Here is a 25,024-nt window from a genome sequence, read left to right as displayed (position 1 = left end):
GCCGATGAACGAACCAGCTGCGCGCGCGAGTGACGAACCCGTCCTGGTCAGGCCGTCACGCGAGAGCGATGTCGAGGCGATGCTGGCGATCTACCGCCATCACGTCCGCAATGGCGTGCCGCGCGACGTCGAAGGAACCGGCGCGCCCGAGCCGGACGACTTGCGCGATCGCCGCAAGAACCTGAAACAGACCCGCCTGCCCCATTTGGTCGCGACCTATCGCGGCGAGGTCGTCGGCTATGCCTATGCCGTGTTGTTCCGCAAGCGCCCGGCCTATCGCTACACCGCCAAGCACTCGATCTATGTGCACCACGAACATCTCGGTCGTGGTGTGGGACGGCTTTTGCTCGGGGCAATGATCGATGCCTGTGCCGCGGCAGGTTTTCGCCAACTGATCGGCTATATCGATGCCGACAACGCCCCCTCGCTGGCGCTGCACGAGAAGTTCGGCTTCGCGCGCGCCGGCCTGCTCGGCGGCGTTGCCTATCGCCACGGCCGCTGGTCCGACACTGTCATGGTGCAACGCTCGCTCGGCGCGGGGACGACGGCGCCCCCGCCGGTCACGGCGCCCGGGCGATAGCCCTACGAGGGAAAGTCAGCCGGTCTGACGTGGATGCGATCGGCATGCAGCGACCAATGATGCAACGCCTGGTCCTTGCAGAACTTCACTTTCGCACGTTCCCTGGCCTCGTCCTCGTCGGCGGCATCGATCTCGAGCGTGCCTTGGCAGACCTCGATCTCGCGGCCGTACTGGCCGAGCACATCCTTCATGAACTTGACCACAAAAGTTGACATGGGACCTCCCTGCTGCCCCGGCGGCACTCTAATCCCATTTAGGACGGACGGGGGAAGAAGATTTTGACGCGGATCAAGGCTTAGCGAGTCCCGGCCGAAGACTCGTTGCGGAACCCACCGCGCGGGTTTATGGGCAAGTGCCGATCGCCCATGAGGATTTTGCCTTGCACTTTGTCTCCGATACCGAAGTCACGAACGTTCTGACCTTTCCGATCCTCATCGCAGCTCTGGAGGAAGCGCACCGCCGGCCGAAGATGGAGGTGCTGGACGCCTTCCTCGGCGACGAGAAAGGGCAGTACGTCATCCGCAGCGCGGTCGATCCCGGCCGTTACATGGCGAGCAAGATGTTCACCAGCTTTCCGGCCAATCTGGCCGAAGGCAAGATGCCGGCGGTGCAGGCCGTCTGCGTGCTGTTCGACGGCACCAACGGACGGCCGCTGGCGGCGATGGACGGCACCGAAATCACGCATTGGCGCACCGCAGCCGATTCCGCGCTGGGCACGAAACTGCTCGCTCCGCCCAATCCCGAGACGCTGCTTTGCGTCGGCGCCGGGGAGATGTCCGAATGGCTGATCCGGGGCCATCGCACCGTGCGACCGTCGCTCGAGCGCGTGCTGATCTGGAATCGGAGCCTGGACCGGGCCGCGGATCTCGCTCAGCGTTTGGCTAAGGACGGCGTAAAGGTGGAAACGGTCACGGACCTCGACGCCGCGACGCGCGAGGCTGACGTCATCACCACCTGCACCCGCGCGCATCAGCCGCTGATCAAGGGCCGCAATTTGCGGCCGGGCACGCATCTGGACCTCGTCGGCGGTTACACGCCGCAAACGCGTGAGGCTGATGACGAAGCAGCAAAGATGTCGCGCGTCTTCGTGGATCGCAGGGAATCCGCCTTCCATGGCGTCGGCGACATCCTGCAGCCGATCGCGAGCGGTGCGATCAGCGAAGCGGACGTCCTCGGCGACCTCTACGATCTCGCCGGCGGCCGCGTGCAGGGGCGAACGTCATCGTCCGACATCACGTTCTTCAAGAATGCGGGCGGCGGCCATCTTGATCTCATGACCTGCGAGGCCGTGTTCCAGCAGCTCGGCGCGAAGCTGGGGTAGGCGCCTACCCGGCGCTATGCCGGTGGAGGTGAACGGACGCGACGCCGGCAAGACTGGGCCGGCATCAGCCATCACGCTTTGATATCGAGGAGTGTGTCTTCGGTCTCGGCGTAGGCTTGAATGACCTTCGCGTTGGCAATGAAGCTGTACTTTGCGGTCGCCAGCTCAACGAACTCATTGGCGAGATCGACATTCGGCGCGGCGACCAGGCCGTCCTGGTTTGCGAAGGGAGCGCTCGGATCCGACTGCGCGGTATAGCTCGGCGAAACCGCCGACACGGTCGCGATCGTCCCGCCGGGTGTCGAGCCGCTCGATTGGGAGACCTGATCAACCCGCAGCGGCACATAGGCGGCCGGAAACGTCGGAGCGATGCCCGCACCGGCCGATGTGCTCGATCCACCTGATGCTGGCAGCGGGCCGGTCGTGCTGATGTTCGCAATGTTGCTCGCGGCCACGCTCACGCGCAGGCTCGCCGCAGAAAGTCCGGATGTCGCAATCGAAAGTATGCTCATGAACGCTGATGTACAGGACAAGTCATACGCGTTCATTCACGCCATCAATAAAATCCGCCGCTTTCTGTTGTCGTCCTCGTAACCAACGATCGGCACGCGATTGGACTTCGCGCACCCTACCCCGGCGTCACGCCAAACGCCTGCTTGAAGCGTTCGGCATAGCGCGGCCAGACTTCGGGATTGATGATGCGCGGCGGGCGCTTGCCGTCGAGCGTCTCCAGCACCTGCTCGGCGGCGATGCGGCCCATGTTCTGACGCGCCTCGATCGTGACGCCGGCGGTGTGCGGGCTCGCCAGCACGTTGTCGAGCTGGAGCAGCGGATGCTCCGGCGGCGGCGGCTCCTTGGACCAGACGTCGAGGCCGGCGCCGGCGATGCGCTTGTCGCGCAGCGCCTGCAGCAACGCGTCCTCGTCGTGGATGAAGCCGCGCGCGGTGGTAATGAAATACGCATGCGGCTGCATCAACGCGAATTCGCGCGTGCTGATCATGTTGCGGCTCTTCTTGTCGAGCGGGCAGGAGATCGAGACGAAATCGGCGCGGCGCAAGAGCTCGTCGAGCTCGACCTTCTCGCCGCCCCGCTCGGCCATCACCTCGGCGGTGAGATACGGATCATAGGCCAGCACCTTCATGCCGAGCAGCCCCTTGCAGAGCGCGGCGATGCGCCGGCCGACATTGCCGAGGCCGACGATGCCGACGGTCTTGTGCTCGACCTCGTTGCCGACGAGCTCGTTGCGGTTGACGTCGCGCTCGCGGCGCAGGCGGCGGTCGGACTGGATGATGCGCTTGGACAGCGTCAGCATCATCGCCAGCGCGTGCTCGGCGACCGAATGGGCATTGCCGCCGGACTGGTTGACAACCAGGACGCCCGCCTCCGTGCAGGCCTCGACATCGACAGGGTCGAAGCCGGCACCGTTGCTGGAGACGAGCAGCAAATTCGGCGTGCGCCTCAGGAAGGCGGCATCGACATGGAAATGCGGGGCGAGCTCGTCGCGCGCGGCGCCGATCTGGTAGACATGCGCCGCGCTCAGGATCGGCGCGTAGACATCTTCAGGGCTCTCGTTCTCGATGCGGTCGAGCCGCACGTCGGGCCGCGCCTTCAGGATGTCGATATAGATCGGGTTGGCCAGATATTTGACGTTGAAGACGCGCTTGCTGTTGACGGACATCAGGACCCTTCCGGCTCGATCGAGGAGATCCGCAAGGTCAGCGCGATGCGCGCCCGTCCGTGCCCCTCCCGCTTTCTGGTTGTAGCCGCTTATGCCATGGCGGTGCCGGCCACGGCAGGCCGTCTGGCGCAGATCACGGTGCCGGCCCGGACATGTTGACAATCCCGCTGCCTGCGTCAAGTTCGGCAGATCGCCGCGACGGCCAGAACCAAGAAGCATGCGCGGCCGAAGGGAGAACGCAATGGCGATTGCGGAACAGCAGGCGACCAGCGACATAACCTGGCATGGCATCGTCCTGCAGACCCTGAAGCGGAACGAGATCGGCCTGATCCCTTACGTGCCCGACCGCGTGCTGACGCCGCTGATCAAGAATTTGCACGCCGATCCCTTCTTCACCACCTTCGCCACCGCGCGCGAGGAGGAGGCCGTCGGCATCGTCTCCGGCGCCTGGATGGGCGGACGACGCGGCGCGGTGCTGATGCAGACCTCGGGCTTTGCCACGCTCGCCAACGTGCTCGCCTCGCTCGCGGTGCCCTACCAGATTCCGCTGATCATGTTCGTCTCAGAGCGCGGCACGCTCGGCGAGTTCAATTACGGCCAGTCGCTGGTCTGCCGCACCATGCGCCCGGTGCTGGATTCGCTGGCGCTGGAGCATCACACCATCACAAGGCTCGACGAGCTCGAATTCATCGCCGACCGCTCGATCAAGCAGGCCGTCACCACGCAGGCGCCGGTGGCCCTGATCCTCAACCCGCTGCTCACGGGCGGCAAGGTTTTTGACAAGTGAGGCCGGCCATGGATAGTCGCAACACCAAGGTGATGAACCGCTTCGACATCACCTCGCGCCTGATCGCAAAGCTCAAGCACGAGGAAGCCGTGATCGGCGGCATCGGCAACACCAATTTCGACCTCTGGGCCGCCGGCCACCGCCCGCAGAATTTCTACATGCTCGGCAGCATGGGCCTCGCCTTCCCGATCGCGCTTGGCGTCGCGCTGGCGCAGCCCGGTCGCCGCGTCTTCGCGCTCGAAGGCGACGGCTCGCTCCTGATGCAGCTCGGCGCGCTCTCGACGATCGCGGCGTTGAAGCCGAAGAATCTGATCATGATCGTGATGGACAACGGCATCTACCAGATCACCGGCGCGCAGCCGACGCCGGCCGCTGGCGTCGCCGACATCGTCGGCATTGCCACCGCTTCGGGGCTCGTCAGGAGTTCCTGGGCCGCGGACGAGGAGGATTTCGAGCGCCTGGTCGACGAGGCCATGTCGGCTGACGAGCCCAGCCTGATCGCAGTCCGCATCGACGACAAGCCGGGCGTCGGCACCACGAGGCGCGATCCCGTGCAGATCCGGGAACGCTTCATGCACGGCCTCGGCGTGCGCGAGCCGCTTTAACGTTTGGTCATTAACTACACGGCGATCTGATCCTCGCGCCGCAACAGGCCGTCGCGATTCCGTGCTATCGCCACCGGATGTCCATTTTTGTTCGTTTTTTTGCCTGGCTGCTCGCCGCCGCCGTCACCTTTGCAACGCTCGGGCCTCCGGGCCTGCGGCCCCATTCCGATCTCGGCCAGGACGGCGAGCACGCGCTGGCCTTCATCCTGGTCGGGCTGGCCTTCGGCCTCGCCTACCGGCAGCGGCGGCTCGCAGTGGCGGCCGTCTCGGTGGTCCTGATCGGCCTGCTCGAACTGATGCAGTTCTGGGCGCCGGGGCGCCATGCGCGACTGGAGGATTTTCTGGTCGATGCCGGCACCGCCTGCATCGGCTTTGCGCTCGCCGCCGTCGCCGATCGGGTCATGAGCCGGTCTCGGGCAAACTCGGCCCTGACAAGCTGAGGCCCCGCGGAGCGACGCTCCGCAGGGCCCGATCTCAACAATGCGACGCTACGCCGATCAGTCGATGATCTTGACGACGCGGCGGGTGCGCGGCTCGACGATCACGCGGCGATCGTTCACGACCGCATAACGATACTCGGTGTAGTTCGGCACGGGCCGCAGCACCACGGTCGGGGGCAGCGGCTCACCGACGACGACGCGCTCGTGGATCACGACGGAATCACTACGCGGGATTCCGCCGAGCACCGCATTCGGAATTTCGAGGCCTGCGCCGACGGCCGCACCGACGGTGCCGCCGACCATCGCGCCGACCGGGCCGCCAATGTCCCCACCCGCACGCGCGCCGTCCCTGGCGCCCTGTTCGGTGGTCGACTGGGCAAAGGCCGCGCTCGACGCCAGCAGCGACGCGGCGGCCAACGTAATCGCAAGACGGGTTTTCATATCCTTACGCCTCCAGTGATTGTTGTGGATCTTCAACCCGCGGGGCCGGAGCATGTTCCGGTTCCCCTGCGACGAAAGATGCATCACATGTCTGGAGACTGTTACCGCGTAACAGTTCAGCTAGCTGCAATCTCGTGGCCTGCCATCAGTTCCAGCGCCCGCACCATCGCGGAATGATCCCAGGCCTTGCCGCCATGCGCGGTGCAGGACGAGAACAATTGCTGCGCCACCGCAGTGCTCGGCAACGACAGGCCGAGGGCGCGCGCGCCTTCGAGCGCGAGGTTCAGATCCTTCTGATGCAGCTCGATGCGGAAGCCCGGATCGAAATTGCGCTTCACCATGCGCTCGCCATGCACCTCGAGAATCCGCGACGAGGCAAAGCCGCCCATCAGCGCCTTGCGCACCAGCGCGGGGTTCGCACCGGCCTTCGATGCGAACAGCAACGCTTCGCTCACGGCCTCGATGGTCAGCGCGACGATGATCTGGTTGGCGACCTTCGTGGTCTGGCCATCGCCATTGGCGCCGACATGCGTGACGTTCTTGCCCATTTTGTCGAAGATCGGCTTCATGGTGCCGAAGGCCCGCTCGGGACCGCCGACCATGATGGTGAGGCTCGCGGCTTTCGCCCCGACCTCCCCGCCCGACACTGGCGCGTCGAGATAGTCCGCACCCAGTGCCTCGATCTTCTTCGCGAACTCCTTCGTCGCCAGCGGCGAGATCGAGCTCATGTCGACGACGATCTTGCCCTTGGAGATGCCGCTCGCGACGCCGTCCTTGCCGAACAGCACGGCCTCCACATGCGGCGTATCCGGCACCATGATGATGACGGCGTCCGCCTGCTCCGCGACCTCCCTGGCCGATTTGCAGGCGATGCCGCCCGCAGAGATCAGCTCAGATGCGACCGGCGCGACGTCATGCAGGAACACGCGATGGCCCGCGGCCAGGAGGTGGCCGGCCATCGGCCGTCCCATGGTGCCAAGTCCGATGAAGCCGATGTTGGTCATATCAGGATATCCTCACGTCTCGAAGGTCTGTGCCGCGTGCCAGGAGAGGCCTTCCAGCGTCGTGGTGCGCGGCTTGTATTCGCAGCCGATCCAGCCGCGATAACCGATCGCGTCGAGGTGGCGGAACAGGAAGGGATAGTTGATCTCGCCGGTGCCGGGCTCGTGGCGGCCGGGATTGTCGGCAAGCTGGATGTGGGCGATCTGGGGCAGATATTCCTGCATGGTGCGGGCGAGATCGCCCTCCATGATCTGCATGTGATAGATGTCGTACTGGATGAAGAGGTTGTTCGAGCGCACCTCGGAGATCAGTTGCACCGCCTGCTCGGTACCGTTGAGATAGAAGCCGGGAATGTCGAGCGTGTTGATCGGCTCGACCAGCAGCTTGATATTTTCACGCGCCAGCGTCGAGGCCGCGAAGCGCAAGTTTCCGACCAGCGTCTCCTGAAGCTCGCGCGGATCAGCGTCGGAAGGCGGGATGCCGACGAGGCAGTTGAGCTGCTCGCAATCGAGCGCCTTGGCATAATCGATGGCGCGGAATACGCCGTCGCGGAATTCGGCGGTGCGGTCGGGCAGGATCGCGATGCCGCGCTCGCCCCCGGCCCAATTTCCGGCCGGCAGATTGTGCAGCACCTGCGTCAGGCCATGGGCCTCGAGCTGCTCGCGCAGCTGCGCCTTGTCGAAATCATAGGGGAAGAGATATTCGACCCCGGCAAAGCCCGCCGACTTCGCCGCGGCGAAGCGGTCGAGGAACGGCATCTCGTTGAAGAGCATGGTGAGGTTGACGGCAAATTTCGGCATGATGCTCTCCTTTATTCCGCCGGCTGCAACACGCGCGTAGTGCCGACCTCGTCGAGCGGCAGATCCAGCACCTCCTCGAATTCGACGATGTTGTCGATCTCCGTGCCCATCGCGATGTTGGTGACGCGCTCGAGGATGAACTCGACCACCACGGGCACGCGGTGCTTGGCCATCAATTCGCGTGCTGTCGCAAATGCGGCCTGGGTATCCTTGGGATCGGTGACGCGGATCGCCTTGCAGCCGAGGCCTTCGGCCACCGTGACATGGTCGACGCCGTAGACGCCGATCTCGGGCGCGTTGATGTTCTCGAAGGAGAGCTGGACGTGGTAATCCATGTCGAAGCCGCGCTGGGCCTGGCGGATCAGGCCGAGATAGGAATTGTTCACGACGACGTGGATGTAGGGCAGATTGAACTGCGCGCCGACCGCGAGCTCCTCGATCAGGAACTGGAAGTCGTAGTCGCCGGAGAGAGCGACGATCTCGCGCTCCGGGCACGCCGCGCGCACGCCGAGGGCAGCGGGCAGTGTCCAGCCGAGCGGGCCTGCCTGCCCGGCGTTGATCCAGTTGCGCGGCTTGTAGACGCCGAGGAATTGCGCGCCGGCGATCTGCGACAAGCCGATCACGGTGACATAGGTGGTGTCGCGGCCGAACGCCTTGTTCATCTCCTCATAGACGCGCTGCGGCTTGATCGGAACGTTGTCGAAATGGCTCTTGCGCAGCATCGTCTTCTTGCGATCGCGGCAGGCAGCGGGCCACGCCTGGCGCTCGCGGAGCCTGCCTGACCGCCGCCACTCCCTGGCGACGGCAACGAACAGCTCGAGCGCTGCCTTTGCGTCCGAGACGATGCCGAGATCGGGGTTGAACACGCGCCCGATCTGGGTCGGCTCGATGTCCACGTGAACGAACTTGCGGCCCTTGGTGTAGGTCTCGACCGAGCCGGTGTGGCGGTTGGCCCAGCGATTGCCGATGCCGAGCACGAAGTCGGATTCGAGCAGCGTGGCATTGCCGTAGCGATGGCTGGTCTGAAGGCCGACCATGCCGGCCATCAGCACGTGATCGTCGGGGATCGCGCCCCACCCCATCAGCGTCGGCACGACAGGCACATTCGCGATCTCGGCGAACTCGACCAGCAGGTCCGACGCGTCGGCGTTGATGATGCCGCCGCCCGCGACGATCAGCGGCCGCTCGGCGGCGTTGAGCATCTCCAGCGCCTTCTCGACCTGCTTGCGGGTCGCCGTCGGCTTGTAGACCGGCAGCGGCTCATAGGTCTCGTCATCGAACTCGATCTCGGCGAGCTGCACGTCGAGCGGCATGTCGATCAGCACCGGTCCCGGCCGGCCGGAACGCATGATGTGAAAGGCTTGGCTGAACACGCGCGGCACCAATGCCGGCTCGCGCACCGTCACCGCCCATTTGGTCACGGGCTTGGCAATCGACTCGATGTCGACGGCCTGAAAATCCTCCTTGTAGAGCCGCGCCCGCGGCGCCTGGCCGGTGATGCAGAGGATCGGAATGGAATCGGCGATCGCCGAATAGAGCCCGGTGATCATGTCGGTGCCCGCCGGCCCCGAGGTGCCGATGCAGACACCGATATTGCCGGCCTTGGCCCGGGTGTAGCCCTCCGCCATGTGCGAAGCGCCCTCGACATGGCGCGCCAGGATGTGGCGGATCGAGCCGCGCTTCTTCAGCGCCGAGTACAGCGGATTGATCGCAGCCCCGGGAACACCGAAGGCGGTCGAGATGCCTTCCTTCTCCAGGATACGCACGGCCGCATCGACAGCTCGCATCTTCGCCATATCGGACCTCCCTCAGGTTCAAGTCAGTGAGCGAGATCATCAGATGCGGGGGATGCGATCTCAACGAGATCGATTTTATTTTCCACGATGCGGCAGCCGCTGGAAAATCCGCGGATGTCTCAATCGGTTAGATGAAACGGTCAGTGAAAGCCGCTTCACTCGAACAGCGGCGCCAGCTCCATCTGCGGCACCAGGACGAGGCCCTTGTCGGTGATACGAATTTCCGGAATGACCGATAGCGGAATCAAATTGAAGCCCATGTAGGGGATGGTGCAGCCGGCCTCGGCCCATTCCTTCTTGAGCGCCTTGACCTCCTCGGCAACTTCCGTGACGCGCCTGTCGGACAGGAGCCCCGCGATCGGCAGCGGAACCAGCGCCCTCACCTTGCCGTCGGCGACGACGCAGACGCCGCCCTGCTGCTCCCTAATCGCTGCGATCGCGACCTGCATGTCGGCCTCGTTCGTGCCGGCGACGATGATGTTGTGGCTGTCGTGGCCGACGCTGGAGGCGACCGCGCCGCGCTTGAGGCCGAAATCCTTGAGCAGGCCGTAGGCGACGTTGCCGGCCGATTTGCCGTGGCGCTCGACCACCGTGACGAAGCAGAGGCCGTAGCGCGCGAACAGCGACGGCCAGTCCTTGGCCGGTTCGATCGCCACCTTCTCGTGGATCAAGGTGATGCCCGGCAGCGCGGTCTTGATGGCGTTGACGGTGCAGGCCTTCGCGGGCAGCTCCGGCGTGAGCTTCATCTTCTCAGGGAGCTTCACGGTCGCATAGGCCGCCTTCGGATATTGGTAGCGCTGCGACAGCGCCTGATCAAGACGCGGCGTGATCTTGCCGTGTTCGACCACGAGCTCGCCGCCATACCAGGTGCATTGCGGCTTGAGCTGGTCGTCCATCAGCACGAGATCAGCGCGGCGGCCGCCGCCGAGCCCGCCGATATCGCCTTCCATGCCAAAGCGCGTGGCGCCATGCAGCGAGCCCATCGACCAGGCCTGCTCCGGCGACATCCCCGCCTTCACCGCCTCCCGCACCACCCAGTCGAGGCCGAACAGCAGGAGATCATCCGCGTCACGGTCGTCGGTGCACACGGCCGTGCGCTTGTGCGAGGCCCCGAGCTCCGTGATCGTCCGGATCGCCTGCGGCAGGGAATGCCAGGGCGTGGTCGGCGGTCCCCCGCGCAAAAATACCCAGACGCCGGCGTCGAGCAGATCGTCGGCGATGTCGCGATCGATCGCCTCATGGGTGTCGGTGACGCCGCTCGCCGCATAGGCAGCAACGAATTCGCGGCCATAGACATGGCCGGACACCGGTCGTCCCCGCTTCAGGGCGGCCGCGAGGATCGCGTGGCTGCGCTCGTCGCCCATCGTGACAGGCACGAAATCCATCTTCTCGCCGAGCGCGACCGCCTCGGGCCAGCGGTCGAACAGGCCGGCGATCTTGTCCGGCGTGAGGTCGCCGCCGGCGGTCTCCAGTTCCGCAGAGGTCGCCGGCACGGTGCTCGGCACCGTCAGGAAGATCGAGAGCGGCGCCTCCCGTGCGTCCTCCAGCATCGCCTCGACACCGGCGACGTCCATGACGTTGCCGATCTCATGACTGTCGCAGAAGATCGTCGTGGTGCCGTTGAGCAGCGCTGCCTCGGCATAGGCGCAGGCCGTCACCATCGAGGATTCGATGTGAATGTGCGGATCGACAAGGCCGGGCGCGATGATGCCGCCTGCGGCGTCATAGAGCGGTACGTCACTCCACACCTTCTTCGCCGTACCGGCCGGCTTCACCGCCGCGATGCGGCCGCCGGTGATCCAGACCTCCCGCCCCGGATGGATACGCTCAGAATAGGTCGAGAGCACCCGCGCGCCCGATATGACGAGATCAGGCACGACGCGCGCCGAGGCGACGTCGGCGAGGCGCCGGGTCATCGAATGCAGCGGTGCGACGGCGAAGCGGGTAAGTCTGGTCATCGGGACCCTCGCATGACGTTACGGCCCAGCGATGGTTACGCCCTGCGCCATAGCGGGCAAGCGCAAATATAACGGCAGGCCCTGCTTACGCCTTAGGCGCCGAAGCCCCTGCCGTCCTCGCCCTCGCAGGCCTGCGCGGGTTCCGCCTTCTCGGCGGTGCTGCGGCAGCGGGTTTGACCCGAATCCGCATCGAGCGGCCCTTTGACTCGTCGATCTCGAACGCGTTCGTCTTTCGCACGAGGTCGCTCAGCTTGCGGAACCCGAACGTTCGCGGATCGAAATCGGACGCCAGATTGGCGAGTTGCCGTCCGACTTCCCCGAGTGCGACCCAGCCGTCTTCGCTCTCCATCTGGGTGATGACCTTCTTGATGATGGGGGTCGCTGCATCAAGCGGCTGAAGCGACGTCGATCTTGAGGCGGCGTCCTGGGTGGTTGCCGGGATGGCAAGCAGGTTCTCGGTGTAGACGAACCTTCGGCAGGCCTGCCTGAAGCTTTCCGGCGTCTTCTGCTCGCCGAATCCGAAGACATCGACGCCCTGCTCCCGGATGCGGGCGGCGAGACGGGTAAAGTCGCTGTCGGAGGACACCAGGCAGAAGCCATCGAACCGGCCGCTGTGGAGCAGATCCATGGCGTCGATGACCAAGGTTATGTCGGACGCATTCTTTCCCGTCGTATAGGCGAACTGCTGCTGCGGGATAATGGCGTGCTTCGACAGGATATCGGCCCAGCCCCTCGATCGTGCATTGGAGAAGTCGCCATAGATGCGGCGGACGCTGGCCTCGCCGATCTTGGCAATCTCCTCGAACAGGCCATCCGCAATCTTTGCGGAGGCGTTGTCAGCATCGATCAAGACGGCGAGACGGGGCGAGCGAATTTCCGACGGCATGACGTTCCCCACGGGATGGATTCGAGATCGGACGATAGCGCCAATTCAGCCGTGACGCTTGTGAAAGCCCTCGCGAATATAGCGCGCGAACTCTTTCGTAAGCGCGCTGACGCGCGTCGAAGGAAGCCTCAGGTTGACAAACTGCCTTGGCAGTTTTGGCAAATGGGGGCCGGTCAACACGGCAAGGCGATCGGGGACCGTCCTCGACAGGAACGGCGCGATCGCCATGTCGGCCTCGAGCGTGGCAAAGACCGGCTCCAGGCTGCCCACCTGACAGATCGCCCGCCATTCGACCTTGGCGTTGGTAAGGGCCTCCACGGCAGCAGCGCGAAAACCGCAGTCCTCTTGCCCGAGCGCGATCGGCAATGGATCGCGCTTGTGGGCATCGCCACCCTTGGCGCCAACCCAGACCAGCCTGTCGGACAACAGCAGCCGGTCGCCTTCGCCGGGCTGCGGCTCGGTGAGCAGCGTCAGGTCGACGTTGCCCTCGACGAGGCCGCGCTTCAGGGCGCGGCTGGTATCGCTGACCAGCGTGACCAGTACGTTCGGATGATCCTGCCGAAACAATCGCAGGATCGGTGGCATCAGCATGCCGACCACGTCATGAGGGACGCCGAGCCGCACTTCACCTGCGAATTCGACCGCCAGCATCTGGCTCATCACCTCGTCGTTCAGCGCGATGATGCGATGGGCGGCAACCATCAATCGCTCGCCGCTGCGGGTCAGCCGCACGGCGGCGGCGTGGCGCTCGAACAGCGGCGCACGGAACAGATCTTCCAGACGCTTGATCTGCTGGCTGACCGCGCCCTGGCTCCGGTTCACGACCTTTGCGGCCGTCGTCATGCGACCGGTCTCGGCCACCGCCACGAAGGAGCGCAGCAAGCTGACATCGATGTCGTCCATCGGACATTCCTGCAATTAAGAAAACCAATATGTCCCATTTGAATAATTAGTTTCTCTATTGAGGACAAGCCGGCTAGTCCTGACGGATGCGAGGAGCGTCGCGATGGACACGGTTGCAACGGGCTTATTCCTGACGGCGGCGGTCGGATTGCTGGGATCGCCGGGGCCGGCGATCGCTGCGCTACTCGCGGTCGGTCGCGCCCGCGGCTTTGCCGGCGGGTTGCGATATTTCCTGGGTCTTCAGCTCGGTCTGGCCATGGCCGCCGGCATCACGGCCGCGGGATTGTTTTCGTTGCTGGCGACATTCCCGTCCGCGCTGCACATGATGACGATCGCAGCCACAGTTTATCTCGTCTATCTCGCCTGGAGCATCGCGTCGTCCCCGATCGGAGAAGCAAGAACATACAACGGCGCGCACGCCTCGCCTGCGATGGGGTTTCTCCTCGGCGTGACGAACCCGAAAGCCTATCTCGCGTTCGCCTCGCTGCTGGCATCGTACACCTTGATCAAGGACAACGCTCCGCACGATGCTTTCACCAAGTGGATGTTGCTGATCGCAGTGATGATCGTGGTCGACATCATCTGGCTCTACATTGGAGCCTTCCTGCGCGGATTGTCGCTGTCGCCCAGGAACGAGCGCGCTCTCAACATCGCGCTCGGATTGACGGTGCTGATCGCCGCCGGATTGGCGTTCGTCTAATCCTCGTTCGCCTTGAACCGGCCGAGCCCCTTCAGCACGAAGGGGGCCAGCAGCGCGATCAGCGCGATGCCGAGCAGCGTCGCAGAGATCGGGCTCTGCAGCAATGTCATGGGATCGCCGAGGCTGATGGCGAGCGCGCGGCGCAGCTGGCTCTCGGCGATCGGGCCGAGGATCAGGCCGACCACAACGGGCGCGATCGGGAAATCGAACCGGCGCATCAGGAAGCCGAGCACGCCGAACCCGGCCAGCATCGACAATTCCACCACCGACGGCTTTGCCGCGATGGTGCCCATGGTCGCGAACACGAGGATGCCGGCATAGAGCCAGGGCTGCGGGATCGCGAGCAGCCGCACCCACAGGCCGACCAGCGGCAAGTTGAGAACCAGCAGCATCATGTTGGCGATGAACAGGCTTGCGATCAGGCCCCACACCAGGTCAGGCCGCTCGGCGAACAGCAGCGGCCCGGGATTGAGGCCGTATTGCTGGAAGCCCGCCAGCATCATCGCGGCCGTCGCCGAGGTCGGCAGTCCCAGCGTCAAGAGCGGCACCAGCGTGCCGGCGGCGGAGGCGTTGTTGGCCGCTTCCGGTCCGGCGACGCCTTCGATCGCGCCCTTGCCGAATTCCTCGGGATGTTTCGTGAGGCGCTTCTCGGTGGAATAAGACAGGAAGGTCGGGATCTCCGCGCCGCCCGCCGGCAGCGCGCCGATCGGGAAGCCGAACATGGTGCCGCGCAGCCACGGCTTCCACGACCGCTTCCAGTCCTCCTTGGTCATCCACAGCGAGCCGCGCACCGGCTCGAGCTTCTCCTCGCTGTGGTGACGGCGCGACGCGACGTAGAGCGCCTCACCCACTGCGAACAGGCCGACGGCCAGCGTCGTCACCTCGACGCCGTCGAGCAGTTCGGGGACGCCGAACGCCAGCCGCGCCTGGCCGGTCAGCTTGTCAATGCCGACGAGGCCGAGCGTCAGGCCGATGAACAGGCTGGTGAGGCCGCGGATCGGGGAATCGCCGAAGGTCGCCGACACCGTGACAAAGGCGACGCACATCAGCGCGAAATAATCCTCGGGGCCGAAGCGCACGGCGAAATCGACCAGCCATGGCGCAAGGAACGCAAGGCCAATTGTGGCGATGGTGCCGGCGACGAAGGAGCCGATCGCCGACGTCGCCAGCGCCGGCCCGCCGCGGCCCGCCTTGGCCATCTTGTTGCCTTCGAGCGCGGTCGCCATCGAGGCGCTCTCGCCGGGCGTGTTGATCAGGATCGCGGTGGTCGAGCCACCATACATGCCGCCGTAATAGATGCCGGCGAACATGATCAGCGAGCCGCCGGGATCGAGCTTGTAGGTCACCGGCAACAGCAGCGCGACCGTCAGCGCCGGGCCGATGCCAGGCAGCACGCCCACGGCCGTGCCGAGGAACACGCCGATAAGAGCGTACAGCAAATTCATCGGCTGGACGGCGACCGCCATGCCGTGGGCCAGCGCAGCAAAAGTGTCCATCACAGCAGTCGCTCCAGCGGGCCGGCAGGAAGGCTCAGCGTCAACAGGCGGTCAAAGGCGAGATAGATGAGGGTCGACATCACGAGGGCGATGATGCTGTCGACGAGGACGGCGCGGCGCCCGAACGCCGCCGACGTCGTCACGAACAGCGCCGCCGTCGCCAGGATGAAGCCGCCACCGAAGCCGATGATGGCGATCAGCAGCGCAAGGCCAATGAGGATCAGGACAACCGGCACGGGATCGGCGCTCTCGCGCGCCGGCAGATTGCCGCGCAGCGCGTCGATGAAATTTCCGATCGCGAGCAGCGCGAGGCCACAGGCGATCACGACCGGCATCGCCTCAGGCCCCATGCCGTACATTGCGGCAGACTGCAGGCCGCGCGCGTCCCAGACCAGCACCGCGGCAAGTAGCGCGAGCAAGGCGGCGATGACGATGCCGGCGCGATCGACGCGCCGCGGCTGCGCAGGATCGCCTGAGGTCATGACTTGACGAGGCCGACCGATTTCAGCACGTCGGTGACGCGCACGGTTTCCTTCTTCAGGAAGTCGGCGAAGGCGTCGCCGCCGAGATAAGCATCCTCCCAGCCCTTCTGCTTGAGGATCTCCTTCCAGGCGTCCGACTTCACCATCTTCTCGACGGCATCGCTCAAGGTCTTGCGCTGCTCCGGCGTGATGCCGGGAGGCGCGACCACCGAACGCCAATTGGCGATCACGAGATCGATGCCCTGTTCCTTGAAGGTCGGGATGTCGCTGCCTGCGATGCGCTTCTCCGAGGTCACGCCGATCGCGCGCAGCTTGCCGGACTTGATCTGCCCTTCATATTCGCTCAAGCCCGAAATGCCCGCGGTGACCTTGCCGCCAAGGATCGCCGCGAGCGACTCGCCGCCGCCGGAGAACGGGATGTAGTTGATCTTCTTGGCGTCGGCACCGACCGCGCCGGCGAATAGCGCCGCCATCACATGGTCGACGCCGCCGGCCGAGCCGCCGGCGAAGGTCACCTTGGCGATGTCGGCCTTCACCGCGGCGGCGAGATCCTGCGCATTCTTGATCGGCGAATTCGCGGGCACCACGATCACCTGGATTTCCTCGGTGAGGCGCGCGATCGGCGTCACCTGCTCGAGCGTCACCGGCGACTTGTTCATGGCGAGCGCGCCCACCATGACGAAGCCGTTCACCATCATCTGGTTGCCGTCGCCCTTGGCGCCGTTGACGAACTGCGCGATGCCGACGCTGCCGCCGGCGCCGGGAACGTTGGTAACCTGCACGCTGCGCGCCACGCCTGCAGCGACCAGCGCCTGCTGCATCGAGCGCGCGGTCTGGTCCCAGCCCCCGCCCGGGGCTGCCGGCGCCATCAGCTTGAGCTCGAGCTGCTGGGCGAAGGCAGGCGTCGCTGCCGCGAGGGTCAGCGCGACGGCTGCGCCGACAAGGCGCGCGGAAAACTGAAACATGGGGGCATTCTCCAGGCTCGTGCGGACGTGTTGATCGTTTGCCGCATTGTGTCGTTTGGTCGCATATCAGCCAAAACGGCCGATGCTGTCCAGCGACGGGCCCGGTTCCTTGCTATCCGGATTGCGGCATCGCCCCGCCGAGCGCCAATGTCAGCTCACCGGCGACTTCGCGCACGATTTGCCCGATTTCCGGCAGTCTGTCGTCGGTCAAGCGGCTGGTCATGCCCGAGACGGAGATCGCCGCCAGCGGCTCGGCGCAGTCGTTATAGACAACTGCGGCAATACAGCGCAGGCCCATGGAGGCCTCCTCGTCGTCGACCGCATAGCCCTGCTTGCGGATTTTTTCGAGCTCCCTGAACAGGTCGCTCGGCCGAACGATCGACTTTTCGGTCAGGCGCGGCATGCCGTGATGGCGGATCACGGCGCCGACGTCCTCGTCCGAATAGGTGGCGAGCACCGCCTTGCCGACCCCCGACGTCACCATGGGGACGCGTCCGCCCATCTGGGTCAGCGACCGCATGATCTCGCGGCTCTCCATGCGGGTCAGCACGATGATGAACTCATCGTCGACGACGGCAAGATTGGCGGTCTCTCGGGTGAGGTCGCGCAGTTTACGAAGATACGGAATCGCCTGCGTGGAGAAATTGCGCCGGCGGGCAAAGCTCGCGCCGACTGTGAAGCTGCGGACGCCGACATGCCATTTGGATTCGACGCGGTCGAACTGAACGAAGCGGCGGCTTTCCAGCGTCGCCAGCAGGCGGTGGACGGTGGAGGCGGACAGACCGGTCCGCACGGCGAGATCGCTGAGGCGATAGCCTTCGTCGTCTTCAGCGAGCGTCTCGAGAATCGACAGCGCGCGGTCGACGGACTGCACGCCGCCGTCACGCGCCTCGTGCTCGGCCTCCGATGGCGGCCGAGGTTCGAGCGATTTGCGCCGGATCACGTTCTTGCTCATCGCGTGCGTCCGTCATTCCGGGATGGTGCGCCGGGACTGCGCGCAGCGCGGGCCTGGCGTACCAGACCCGGAATCTCGAGATCCTCAGGTGCGCAAGTGCGCACCATAGTTCGATGCTCCGCATCGCCCCGGAGGAGAGTTAGGCTCAGAGCAGCCCTGCCCCGCGCGCCCACTTGTACTTGGCGCCGAGCACCTCGACCGGCAGCTCGGTGGAGTAGGCGTAGGCCGGGATGCCGTTCTGGTAGAGATATTCGGCGGCTTCCTCGACCTCGACGTCGCCGGCCAGTGACGCCACGATCGGCTTCACAAAACCCTTGGCTTCCATCTCCTTCTTCACCTCGACCATGTTTCGGGCGAACACCATCGGCGGCGTGACGATCGTGTGCCAGTAGCCGAGGATCAGCGAATGGATGCGCTCGTCCGACAGGCCGAGCTTCACCGTGTTGACGTAGGTGATCGGCGGCTCGCCGCCGGTGATATCCACAGGATTTCCGGCCGCCCCGAACGGCGGGATGAACTTGCGGAAGGCCGCGTCGAGATCCGGCGGCATCGACATCAGCGACAGGCCATTGTCGACGCAGGAGTCCGACAGCAGCACGCCCGAGCCGCCCGCACCGGTGATGATGAGGACGTTCTCGCCCTTCGGCGTCGGCAGCACCGGCACGCCGCGAGCGAATTCGAGCAGCTGCCGCAGGCTGCGGGCGCGGATCACGCCGGACTGCGCCAGCACGTCCTCGTAGATCTTGTCGTTACCGGCAAGCGCGCCGGTGTGCGACGAGGCCGCCTTCGCGCCGGCCGAGGTGCGGCCTGCCTTGAGCACGACGACCGGCTTCTTCTTGGAGACGCGCTTGGCGGCTTCCGCGAAGGCGCGGCCGTCCTTGAGGTCTTCGCAGTGCTGCGCGATCAGGTTGGTGTTCGGATCCTGCTCGAAGAAGGCGAGCAGATCGTCCTCGTCGATGTCGGACTTGTTGCCGAGGCCGACGATCGCGGAGACGCCCATCTTGGCCGAGCGCGAGAAGCCGATGATGGCCATGCCGATGCCGCCCGACTGCGACGACAGCGCCGCGTGGCCCTTGACGTCATAGGCGGTGCAGAAGGTCGCGCAGAGATTGGCCGGCGTATAGTAGAAGCCGTAGATGTTCGGCCCCATCAGGCGGATGTCGTACTTCTTGCCGACCTCGACGATCTCGGCCTGCAGCTCCGGCGCACCGGCCTCGGCGAAGCCCGACGGGATCAGCACCGCGCCCGGGATTTTCTTCTCGCCGCACTCAGTGAGCGCCGCCGCGACGAACTTCGCGGGGATCGCGAACACGGCCGTGTCGATCACGCCCGGCACGTCCTTGACGCTCTTGTAGGCCTTGTAGCCGAGGATTTCGGCAGCCTTGGGATGGATCGGATAGATCTCGCCCTTGTAGCCGCCGTTGATGAGGTTCTTCATCACGGAGTTGCCGATCTTGCCATCCTCGGCGGAGGCGCCGACCACGGCGACCGCCTTCGGCTGCATGATGCGGTTCATGGCCGCGACGATCTCTTCGGTCGGACGCGGCTTGGGCTTCGGCACATAGGCGAAGTCGACGACGATACGGACGTCGGCGGCGATCGCGCTCTTCGCCGTCGCGAACACCGGGTTGAGGTCGAGCTCGACGATCTCGGGGAAATCGGTCACGAGCTGCGAGACCTTGACGATGACGTCGGCGAGCGCCGTGCGGTTCACCGGCTCACCGCCGCGCACGCCCTTCAGGATCTCATGCGCCTGGATGCCGTCGAGCATCGACAGCGCGTCTTCCTTGGTCGCCGGTGCGAGACGGAAGGTGATGTCCTTCAGGACTTCGACCAGCACGCCGCCGAGGCCGAAGGCGACCAGCTTGCCGAACGAGCCGTCGGTGATCGAGCCGACGATGACCTCGGTGCCGCCGGCCAGCATCTGCTGCACCTGGACGCCCTCGATCTTGGCGTCGGCCTTGTACTTCTTGGCGTTACCGAGAATGGTCTCGTAGGCCTTCTCGGCCTCCTCAGCCGTCTTGAGGCCGACGATGACACCGCCGGCTTCGGTCTTGTGGAGAATGTCCGGCGAGACGATCTTCATCACGACGGGGAAGCCCATGGACGAAGCCATCTTGCCGGCCTCGCCCGCCGACCTGGCCACGCCTTCCTTCGGCACCGGAATGCCGTAGGCGTCGCAAACCAGCTTGCCTTCCGGCGCCGTCAGGCTGGTGCGGTTGTCCGCCTTGACCTGGTCAAGCACCTTGCGGACGGCATCTTTGGAATTGGACATGTGGCTTCTCCCTTGACCTGAGTTCGTTCTTTGCAAAGCGCGCGCGTGTTGCGGCCGCCCGTGATGCTTGCCATTCGCCGCGCTCTGTTCCATGCGGCGGAACGGAGTGGCATAAGGGCCAGAATACTCCGCCGGCTTGGATCAAAAATGGCTGGCGATGGCATTTGGTATGCCAGAAGCCAACTTGTCAAGCCGCCGCGCACCCTGGAACGCCGCAAAAAATAGGCAGCTTGACATTCTGGCATGTGGTATGCCAAAAACTTTCCCGTTAATATTCCTGTAAAAGACGACTCCCACTGGAGGAGATTCGTCGTGTCACTACGGAAACCAACCAAGGCGTTGCCGAACATGGCCGAGGCAGACATCGCAATCGTTCGTATTGCCCCGGAGAGCAGCTTCAAGAACAAGGCGTATGACGCCTTGAAGGAAGCCATCCTCAAGATGGACATCTACTCGACGCCCGAGCCGGTGATGCTCGACGAGCGCGCGCTGTCCGAACGCCTGGGCGTCAGCCGAACGCCGATCCGCGAAGCCATCGCGATGCTCGAGCAGGACGGTTTCGTGAAGACCGTGCCGCGCCGTGGCATCATGGTGGTGCGCAGGACCAAGAGCGAGATCGTCGACATGATCCGCGCCTGGGCGGCGCTGGAGAGCATGGCCGCGCGCCTCATCACCACCACCGCGCGCAAGAAGGACATCACGGCGCTGCGCGACTTCTTCAAGGACTTCGGCAAGGACCGCCTGCCCGAGGATCATGTGGAGGAATACTCCAAGGCCAACATCGCCTTCCACCAGGCGCTGATCTCGCTGTCGGAATCGCCGGTGCTGGTCGATCTCACCAACGACCTGCTGCTGCACGTGCGCGGCTATCGCCAGCTGACGATCGGACGCAAGGACCGCACCGCGACGTCGCTACCCGAGCATCTCGGCATGATCGAAGCACTTGAAGCACGCGACACCGAGCTCGCCGAGAAGCGCGCCCGCGACCACACCCTCGGCCTTGCCGCCTACGTCGAAGCGCACGGCCAGGAACTGTTCACATAACTCTTGACCTAGCAACGTTCACCAGAAGGGCGAAAAATTCGCCCCGTTACTTGAGACCAGGGAGACAAGGCCCATGCTGAATACCGCGACCAAGTCCGAAGCACCGGGCACCGAGCAGGAACTGACGGATGGATTCCATCTCGTCATCGACGCGCTCAAGCTGAACGGCATCAACACCATCTATAATGTGCCGGGCATCCCGATCACGGATTTGGGCCGCATGGCGCAGGCCGCCGGCATTCGCGTGATCTCCTTCCGCCACGAGCAGAACGCCGGCTACGCCGCAGGCATCGCCGGCTACCTCACCAAGAAGCCCGGCGTCTGCCTCACGGTGTCGGCGCCCGGCTTCCTCAACGGCCTCACCGCGCTCGCTCACGCCACCACCAACTGCTACCCGATGATCCTCGTGTCCGGCTCCTCCGAGCGCGAGATCGTCGACCTGCAGCAGGGCGACTACGAGGAAATGGACCAGCTCGCGATTGCGAAGCCGCTGTGCAAGGCGGCCTATCGCGTGCTGCACGCCCAGGACATCGGCATCGGCTTTGCTCGCGCCATCCGCGCCGCGGTCTCGGGCCGTCCGGGCGGCGTCTATCTCGACCTGCCGGCAAAGCTGTTCGGCCAGGTGATGAACGCCGAGGCCGGCCAGAAGTCGCTGGTCAAGGTGATCGACGCTGCGCCCGCGCAGATCCCCTCGCCTGCTTCCGTCAAGCGCGCGCTTGATGTTCTGAAGAGCGCAAAGCGTCCGCTCATCATCCTCGGCAAGGGCGCGGCCTACGCGCAGGCCGATGAGGAGATCAAGAGCTTCGTCGAGAAGAGCGGCGTGCCGTTCCTCCCCATGAGCATGGCCAAGGGCCTCCTCCCCGATACGCATCCGCAGTGTGCCGGCGCGGCCCGCTCGACCGTGCTGAAGGATTCCGACGTCGTCATGCTGATCGGCGCGCGGCTGAACTGGCTGCTCTCGCACGGCAAGGGCAAGAGCTGGGGCGAAACGCCGAAGAAGTTCATCCAGGTCGACATCGAGCCGAAGGAAATGGACTCCAACGTCGAGATCGTCGCGCCCGTCGTCGGCGACATCGGCTCGGTCGTCTCGGCCTTCAACCAGGCCATCGGTGCGGGTTGGACCGCGCCGGCCGACTGGACCAAGGCCGTGTCGACCAAGCGCGAAGAGAACGTCGCCAAGATGGCGCCGAAGCTCATGAACAACAAGTCGCCGATGGACTATCACGGCGCGCTCGGCGTCTTGAAGAACGTCATCAAGGAGTATCCCGAGGCGATCCTCGTCAACGAAGGCGCCAACACGCTCGACCTCGCCCGCGGCGTCATCGACATGTACAAGCCGCGCAAGCGTCTCGACGTCGGCACCTGGGGCGTGATGGGCATCGGCATGGGCCAGGCGATCGCGGCCGCGCTCGAGACCGGCCATCCCGTGCTCGCGGTGGAAGGCGACTCGGCGTTCGGCTTCTCCGGCATGGAGGTCGAGACCATCTGCCGCTACAACCTTCCGATCTGCGTCGTCATCTTCAACAATGACGGCATCTATCGCGGCACCGACGTCAACGGCGCCAACGACGATCCCGCGACCACCGTGTTCGTCAAGGGCGCGCGCTACGACAAGATGATGGAAGCCTTCGGCGGCGTCGGCGTGAACGCGACCTCGCCCGACGAGCTCAAGCGCGCCGTCAACGAGGCGATGAAGTCCGGCAAGCCGACGCTCATCAACGCGGTAATCGATCCGGCCGCGGGCTCGGAGAGCGGCCGCATCGGCAACCTCAATCCGCAGAGCGTTCTGCAGAAGAAGAAGTAAGGCATGATCCGGAAAAGTGCGAAGCTGTTTTCCGATAAGATCATGCCCAAACAAAAGAGCTAAAGCGCCAAGCGCGCTTTAGCCCCCCTTCAACCCTTATTCCCTGTGGTTCGCAGGGGCAGACACAGAGTACGGAGCAACACGATGACCAAAGCGCTCACGGGCGTTCGCATTCTCGACTTCACCCACGTCCAGTCCGGACCGACCTGCACGCAGCTGCTGGCCTGGTTCGGCGCCGACGTGATCAAGGTGGAACGTCCGGGCGTGGGTGACATCACCCGCGGCCAGCTGCAGGACATCCCGAACGTGGACAGCCTGTATTTCACCATGCTCAACCACAACAAGCGCTCGATCACGCTCGACACCAAGAACCCCAAGGGCAAGGAAGTCCTCACCGAGCTGATCAAGAAGTGCGACGTCCTGGTCGAGAATTTCGGCCCCGGCGTGCTCGACCGCATGGGCTTCCCCTGGGAGAAGATCCACAGCCTCAACCCGAAGATGATCGTCGCCTCGATCAAGGGCTTTGGCCCCGGCCCCTACGAAGACTGCAAGGTCTATGAGAACGTCGCGCAGTGCACCGGCGGCGCCGCCTCCACTACCGGCTTCCGCGATGGCCTGCCGCTCGTCACCGGCGCGCAGATCGGCGACACCGGCACCGGGTTGCATCTTGCGATCGGCATCCTGGCCGCGCTCCATCAGCGCACCACGACCGGCAAGGGCCAGAAGGTCACCGCCGCGATGCAGGACGGCGTGCTCAACCTCGCCCGCGTCAAGCTGCGCGACCAGCAGCGCCTCGCCCACGGCCCACTCAAGGAATACAGCCAGTTCGGCGAAGGCGTTCCGTTCGGCGATGCCGTGCCGCGCGCGGGCAACGATTCCGGCGGTGGCCAGCCCGGCCGCATCCTGAAGTGCAAGGGCTGGGAGACCGATCCCAACGCCTACATCTACTTCATCACCCAGGCCCCGGTCTGGGAGAAGATCTGCGACGTGATCGGCGAGCCGACCTGGAAGACCGATCCGAACTACGCCAAGCCGGCCGTCCGCCTGCCGCGCCTGAACGAGATTTTCGCCCGCATCGAGCAGTGGACGATGACGAAGACCAAGTTCGAGGCGATGGAAATCCTCAACAAGGACGACATCCCCTGCGGCCCGATCCTGTCGATGAAGGAGATCGCCGAGGACCAGTCGCTGCGCGCGACCGGCACCGTGGTCGAGGTCGATCACCCCACCCGCGGCAAGTACATCTCGGTCGGCAACCCGATCAAGCTGTCGGATAGCCCGAGCGACGTGCAGCGTTCGCCGCTGCTCGGCGAGCACACCGACGAGATCCTGCGCTCGGTGCTCGGCTTCAGCGATCACCAGGTCGCCGACATCCACAAGTCCGGCGCGCTCGATCCGCCGCAGAAGCAGGCCGCTGAGTAAGCGAGTCTGTCAGAGAACGACGAAAGGGCCGCCCGAAGGGGCGGCCCTTTTTGCTTGTGAAGGCGCACAATCGCAGGGCTCAAACTAAAAAGTCGCAAAACAACCCCATGCACAGTAGCCACCCCATTGGTGTCAAAAGCTATTTCTACTTTTACGAAATGGCTTTTGACCCGTCGGGCAAAACAGGGGTATTATGCCATCGTCGGAAAAAGCAACGTCGGTCCCAGGCGTCGTCCCTGTGGCCTCCGATTGCGACGGCTTTCTTGTGGGCGCCTGACGAGGTGGCCCTGCGATCCTCCGAGAAGCAATCGATGCCGAATTAAGGTCGCCTCCCAGGAACAGGCGGGGTTCCGCCCCGTTATCTTGCACGGGCGCGCTCGTGGGAGCGCAGGCGGGCCATCCAACGACAAGTCGACCGCCGCCAGCCCGCGAGCCGAACACGCCGGGTCCGGCGCATTTCGAGATCGCGCCTGTCCACCCAAATCGAGGTCAAGACGATGAGAGATCATCCCGCGTCCCGGGCTCTGCGGGAGGCCAACAGAGCGTTCAAGCCGGTCGAAACGAAGAAGCCGATGAGCGACTATGCGAAGGCGCAACAGTCTCTTCATGAGAATCGCGAGCGCCTGAAGGCGGAACGACTGGCGCGAGAGGCCAAGCAGGGAAAGCACCCCAGATAACAGGGAT

At 64.7% G+C, this 25,024-nt stretch carries 25 protein-coding genes; 10 read left to right on the top strand and 15 right to left on the bottom strand.

Going from position 1 to position 25,024, the window contains the following annotated elements:
* Positions 1–4: 4 nt before the first annotated feature.
* Positions 5–580, top strand: coding sequence for a GNAT family N-acetyltransferase (locus tag IQ16_RS06525; protein ID WP_026312765.1), 576 nt, complete (start codon positions 5–7; stop codon positions 578–580).
* 2 nt (positions 581–582) lie between these two features.
* Here the strand turns inward: IQ16_RS06525 and IQ16_RS45510 are convergent, their stop codons facing one another.
* Entirely contained in the window at positions 583–795 is a 213-nt protein-coding gene (locus tag IQ16_RS45510; protein ID WP_018647720.1) for a hypothetical protein, read from the bottom strand.
* Positions 796–959: 164 nt separating this feature from the next.
* On the opposite strand from IQ16_RS45510, the gene IQ16_RS06515 reads away from it, so the two are divergent.
* Positions 960–1,901, top strand: a complete 942-nt coding sequence (locus IQ16_RS06515; protein ID WP_026312766.1) for an ornithine cyclodeaminase family protein — start codon at positions 960–962, stop codon at positions 1,899–1,901.
* Between the two features lie 71 nt (positions 1,902–1,972).
* Here IQ16_RS06515 and IQ16_RS06510 read toward each other — a convergent pair whose 3' ends face one another.
* Together IQ16_RS06510 and IQ16_RS06505 are read right to left on the bottom strand one after the other, a co-directional pair.
* Positions 1,973–2,413: a flagellar basal body rod protein FlgC gene (locus tag IQ16_RS06510; protein WP_018647722.1), complete on the bottom strand. Its 441-nt coding sequence runs from the start codon at positions 2,411–2,413 to the stop codon at positions 1,973–1,975.
* 116 nt (positions 2,414–2,529) lie between these two features.
* The gene (locus IQ16_RS06505; RefSeq protein WP_145831314.1) at positions 2,530–3,579 is read right to left on the bottom strand and encodes a hydroxyacid dehydrogenase; all 1,050 of its coding nucleotides are present in this window, start codon (positions 3,577–3,579) and stop codon (positions 2,530–2,532) included.
* Between the two features lie 241 nt (positions 3,580–3,820).
* Between IQ16_RS06505 and IQ16_RS06500 the strand changes: the two genes are divergently transcribed.
* The 3 genes from IQ16_RS06500 (at position 3,821) to IQ16_RS06490 (ending at position 5,411) form a co-directional block, all read left to right on the top strand.
* Positions 3,821–4,366 carry a thiamine pyrophosphate-binding protein gene (locus IQ16_RS06500; RefSeq protein WP_018647724.1) on the top strand — a complete coding sequence of 182 codons (546 nt, stop codon included), beginning with the start codon at positions 3,821–3,823 and terminating at the stop codon, positions 4,364–4,366.
* A gap of 8 nt (positions 4,367–4,374) precedes the next feature.
* Positions 4,375–4,971, top strand: a complete 597-nt coding sequence (locus tag IQ16_RS06495) for a thiamine pyrophosphate-dependent enzyme (protein ID WP_018647725.1) — start codon at positions 4,375–4,377, stop codon at positions 4,969–4,971.
* 77 nt (positions 4,972–5,048) lie between these two features.
* Positions 5,049–5,411, top strand: a complete 363-nt coding sequence (locus IQ16_RS06490; protein WP_018647726.1) for a VanZ family protein — start codon at positions 5,049–5,051, stop codon at positions 5,409–5,411.
* A 57-nt stretch (positions 5,412–5,468) separates the two neighbouring features.
* Here IQ16_RS06490 and IQ16_RS06485 read toward each other — a convergent pair whose 3' ends face one another.
* From IQ16_RS06485 to IQ16_RS06455, 7 genes are all read right to left on the bottom strand, one after another.
* Positions 5,469–5,852 carry a DUF1236 domain-containing protein gene (locus IQ16_RS06485; RefSeq protein WP_026312767.1) on the bottom strand — a complete coding sequence of 128 codons (384 nt, stop codon included), beginning with the start codon at positions 5,850–5,852 and terminating at the stop codon, positions 5,469–5,471.
* A 116-nt stretch (positions 5,853–5,968) separates the two neighbouring features.
* Positions 5,969–6,856 carry a 2-hydroxy-3-oxopropionate reductase gene (locus IQ16_RS06480; protein ID WP_018647728.1) on the bottom strand — a complete coding sequence of 296 codons (888 nt, stop codon included), beginning with the start codon at positions 6,854–6,856 and terminating at the stop codon, positions 5,969–5,971.
* Between the two features lie 12 nt (positions 6,857–6,868).
* Entirely contained in the window at positions 6,869–7,654 is a 786-nt protein-coding gene (gene hyi, locus IQ16_RS06475) for a hydroxypyruvate isomerase (RefSeq protein ID WP_018647729.1), read from the bottom strand.
* A gap of 11 nt (positions 7,655–7,665) precedes the next feature.
* Positions 7,666–9,450: a glyoxylate carboligase gene (gene gcl / locus IQ16_RS06470; protein WP_018647730.1), complete on the bottom strand. Its 1,785-nt coding sequence runs from the start codon at positions 9,448–9,450 to the stop codon at positions 7,666–7,668.
* Positions 9,451–9,605: 155 nt separating this feature from the next.
* A complete protein-coding gene (locus tag IQ16_RS06465; protein WP_018647731.1) occupies positions 9,606–11,408 on the bottom strand; it encodes an adenine deaminase in 1,803 nt (600 codons plus the stop codon).
* Positions 11,409–11,493: 85 nt separating this feature from the next.
* On the bottom strand, positions 11,494–12,294 hold the full coding sequence (locus IQ16_RS06460) for an NYN domain-containing protein (protein WP_018647732.1): 801 nt from the start codon (positions 12,292–12,294) through the stop codon (positions 11,494–11,496).
* Positions 12,295–12,339: 45 nt separating this feature from the next.
* Entirely contained in the window at positions 12,340–13,197 is an 858-nt protein-coding gene (locus tag IQ16_RS06455; protein ID WP_018647733.1) for a LysR family transcriptional regulator, read from the bottom strand.
* A gap of 103 nt (positions 13,198–13,300) precedes the next feature.
* Here IQ16_RS06455 and IQ16_RS06450 point away from each other — a divergent pair, with 103 nt between their 5' ends.
* On the top strand, positions 13,301–13,897 hold the full coding sequence (locus IQ16_RS06450) for a LysE family translocator (RefSeq protein ID WP_018647734.1): 597 nt from the start codon (positions 13,301–13,303) through the stop codon (positions 13,895–13,897).
* Here the strand turns inward: IQ16_RS06450 and IQ16_RS06445 are convergent.
* The 5 genes from IQ16_RS06445 to IQ16_RS06425 all read right to left on the bottom strand — a co-directional run bounded on the left by IQ16_RS06445 (position 13,894) and on the right by IQ16_RS06425 (position 20,070).
* Positions 13,894–15,393: a tripartite tricarboxylate transporter permease gene (locus IQ16_RS06445; protein WP_018647735.1), complete on the bottom strand. Its 1,500-nt coding sequence runs from the start codon at positions 15,391–15,393 to the stop codon at positions 13,894–13,896. The two genes, IQ16_RS06450 and IQ16_RS06445, sit on opposite strands and share 4 nt — an antisense overlap.
* Entirely contained in the window at positions 15,393–15,875 is a 483-nt protein-coding gene (locus IQ16_RS06440) for a tripartite tricarboxylate transporter TctB family protein (RefSeq protein WP_018647736.1), read from the bottom strand. Before IQ16_RS06440 ends, IQ16_RS06445 begins: the two co-directional genes overlap by 1 nt.
* Positions 15,872–16,840 (bottom strand): Bug family tripartite tricarboxylate transporter substrate binding protein, encoded by a 969-nt coding sequence (locus IQ16_RS06435; RefSeq protein ID WP_145831311.1) that lies wholly within the window; start codon positions 16,838–16,840, stop codon positions 15,872–15,874. Before IQ16_RS06435 ends, IQ16_RS06440 begins: the two co-directional genes overlap by 4 nt.
* Positions 16,841–16,952: 112 nt before the next feature.
* On the bottom strand, positions 16,953–17,795 hold the full coding sequence (locus IQ16_RS06430) for an IclR family transcriptional regulator (protein WP_018647738.1): 843 nt from the start codon (positions 17,793–17,795) through the stop codon (positions 16,953–16,955).
* A 145-nt stretch (positions 17,796–17,940) separates the two neighbouring features.
* A complete protein-coding gene (locus tag IQ16_RS06425; protein WP_018647739.1) occupies positions 17,941–20,070 on the bottom strand; it encodes an acetate--CoA ligase family protein in 2,130 nt (709 codons plus the stop codon).
* Between the two features lie 348 nt (positions 20,071–20,418).
* On the opposite strand from IQ16_RS06425, the gene IQ16_RS06420 reads away from it, so the two are divergent.
* The 4 genes from IQ16_RS06420 (at position 20,419) to IQ16_RS46455 (ending at position 25,017) form a co-directional block, all read left to right on the top strand.
* Complete coding sequence (locus tag IQ16_RS06420; RefSeq protein WP_164936202.1) at positions 20,419–21,114, top strand: GntR family transcriptional regulator; 696 nt, start codon at positions 20,419–20,421, stop codon at positions 21,112–21,114.
* 73 nt (positions 21,115–21,187) lie between these two features.
* Entirely contained in the window at positions 21,188–22,918 is a 1,731-nt protein-coding gene (gene oxc / locus IQ16_RS06415; protein WP_018647741.1) for an oxalyl-CoA decarboxylase, read from the top strand.
* Between the two features lie 144 nt (positions 22,919–23,062).
* Entirely contained in the window at positions 23,063–24,340 is a 1,278-nt protein-coding gene (gene frc, locus IQ16_RS06410; RefSeq protein ID WP_018647742.1) for a formyl-CoA transferase, read from the top strand.
* 497 nt (positions 24,341–24,837) lie between these two features.
* On the top strand, positions 24,838–25,017 hold the full coding sequence (locus IQ16_RS46455; protein WP_018647743.1) for a hypothetical protein: 180 nt from the start codon (positions 24,838–24,840) through the stop codon (positions 25,015–25,017).
* Positions 25,018–25,024 lie beyond the last annotated feature (7 nt).

It is taken from the genome of Bradyrhizobium huanghuaihaiense, from assembly GCF_007830635.1.
Lineage (GTDB): Bacteria > Pseudomonadota > Alphaproteobacteria > Rhizobiales > Xanthobacteraceae > Bradyrhizobium > Bradyrhizobium huanghuaihaiense.
The sequence above is the reverse complement of the archived record's forward strand: the minus strand, read 5'-3'. Positions and strand labels throughout refer to the sequence as shown.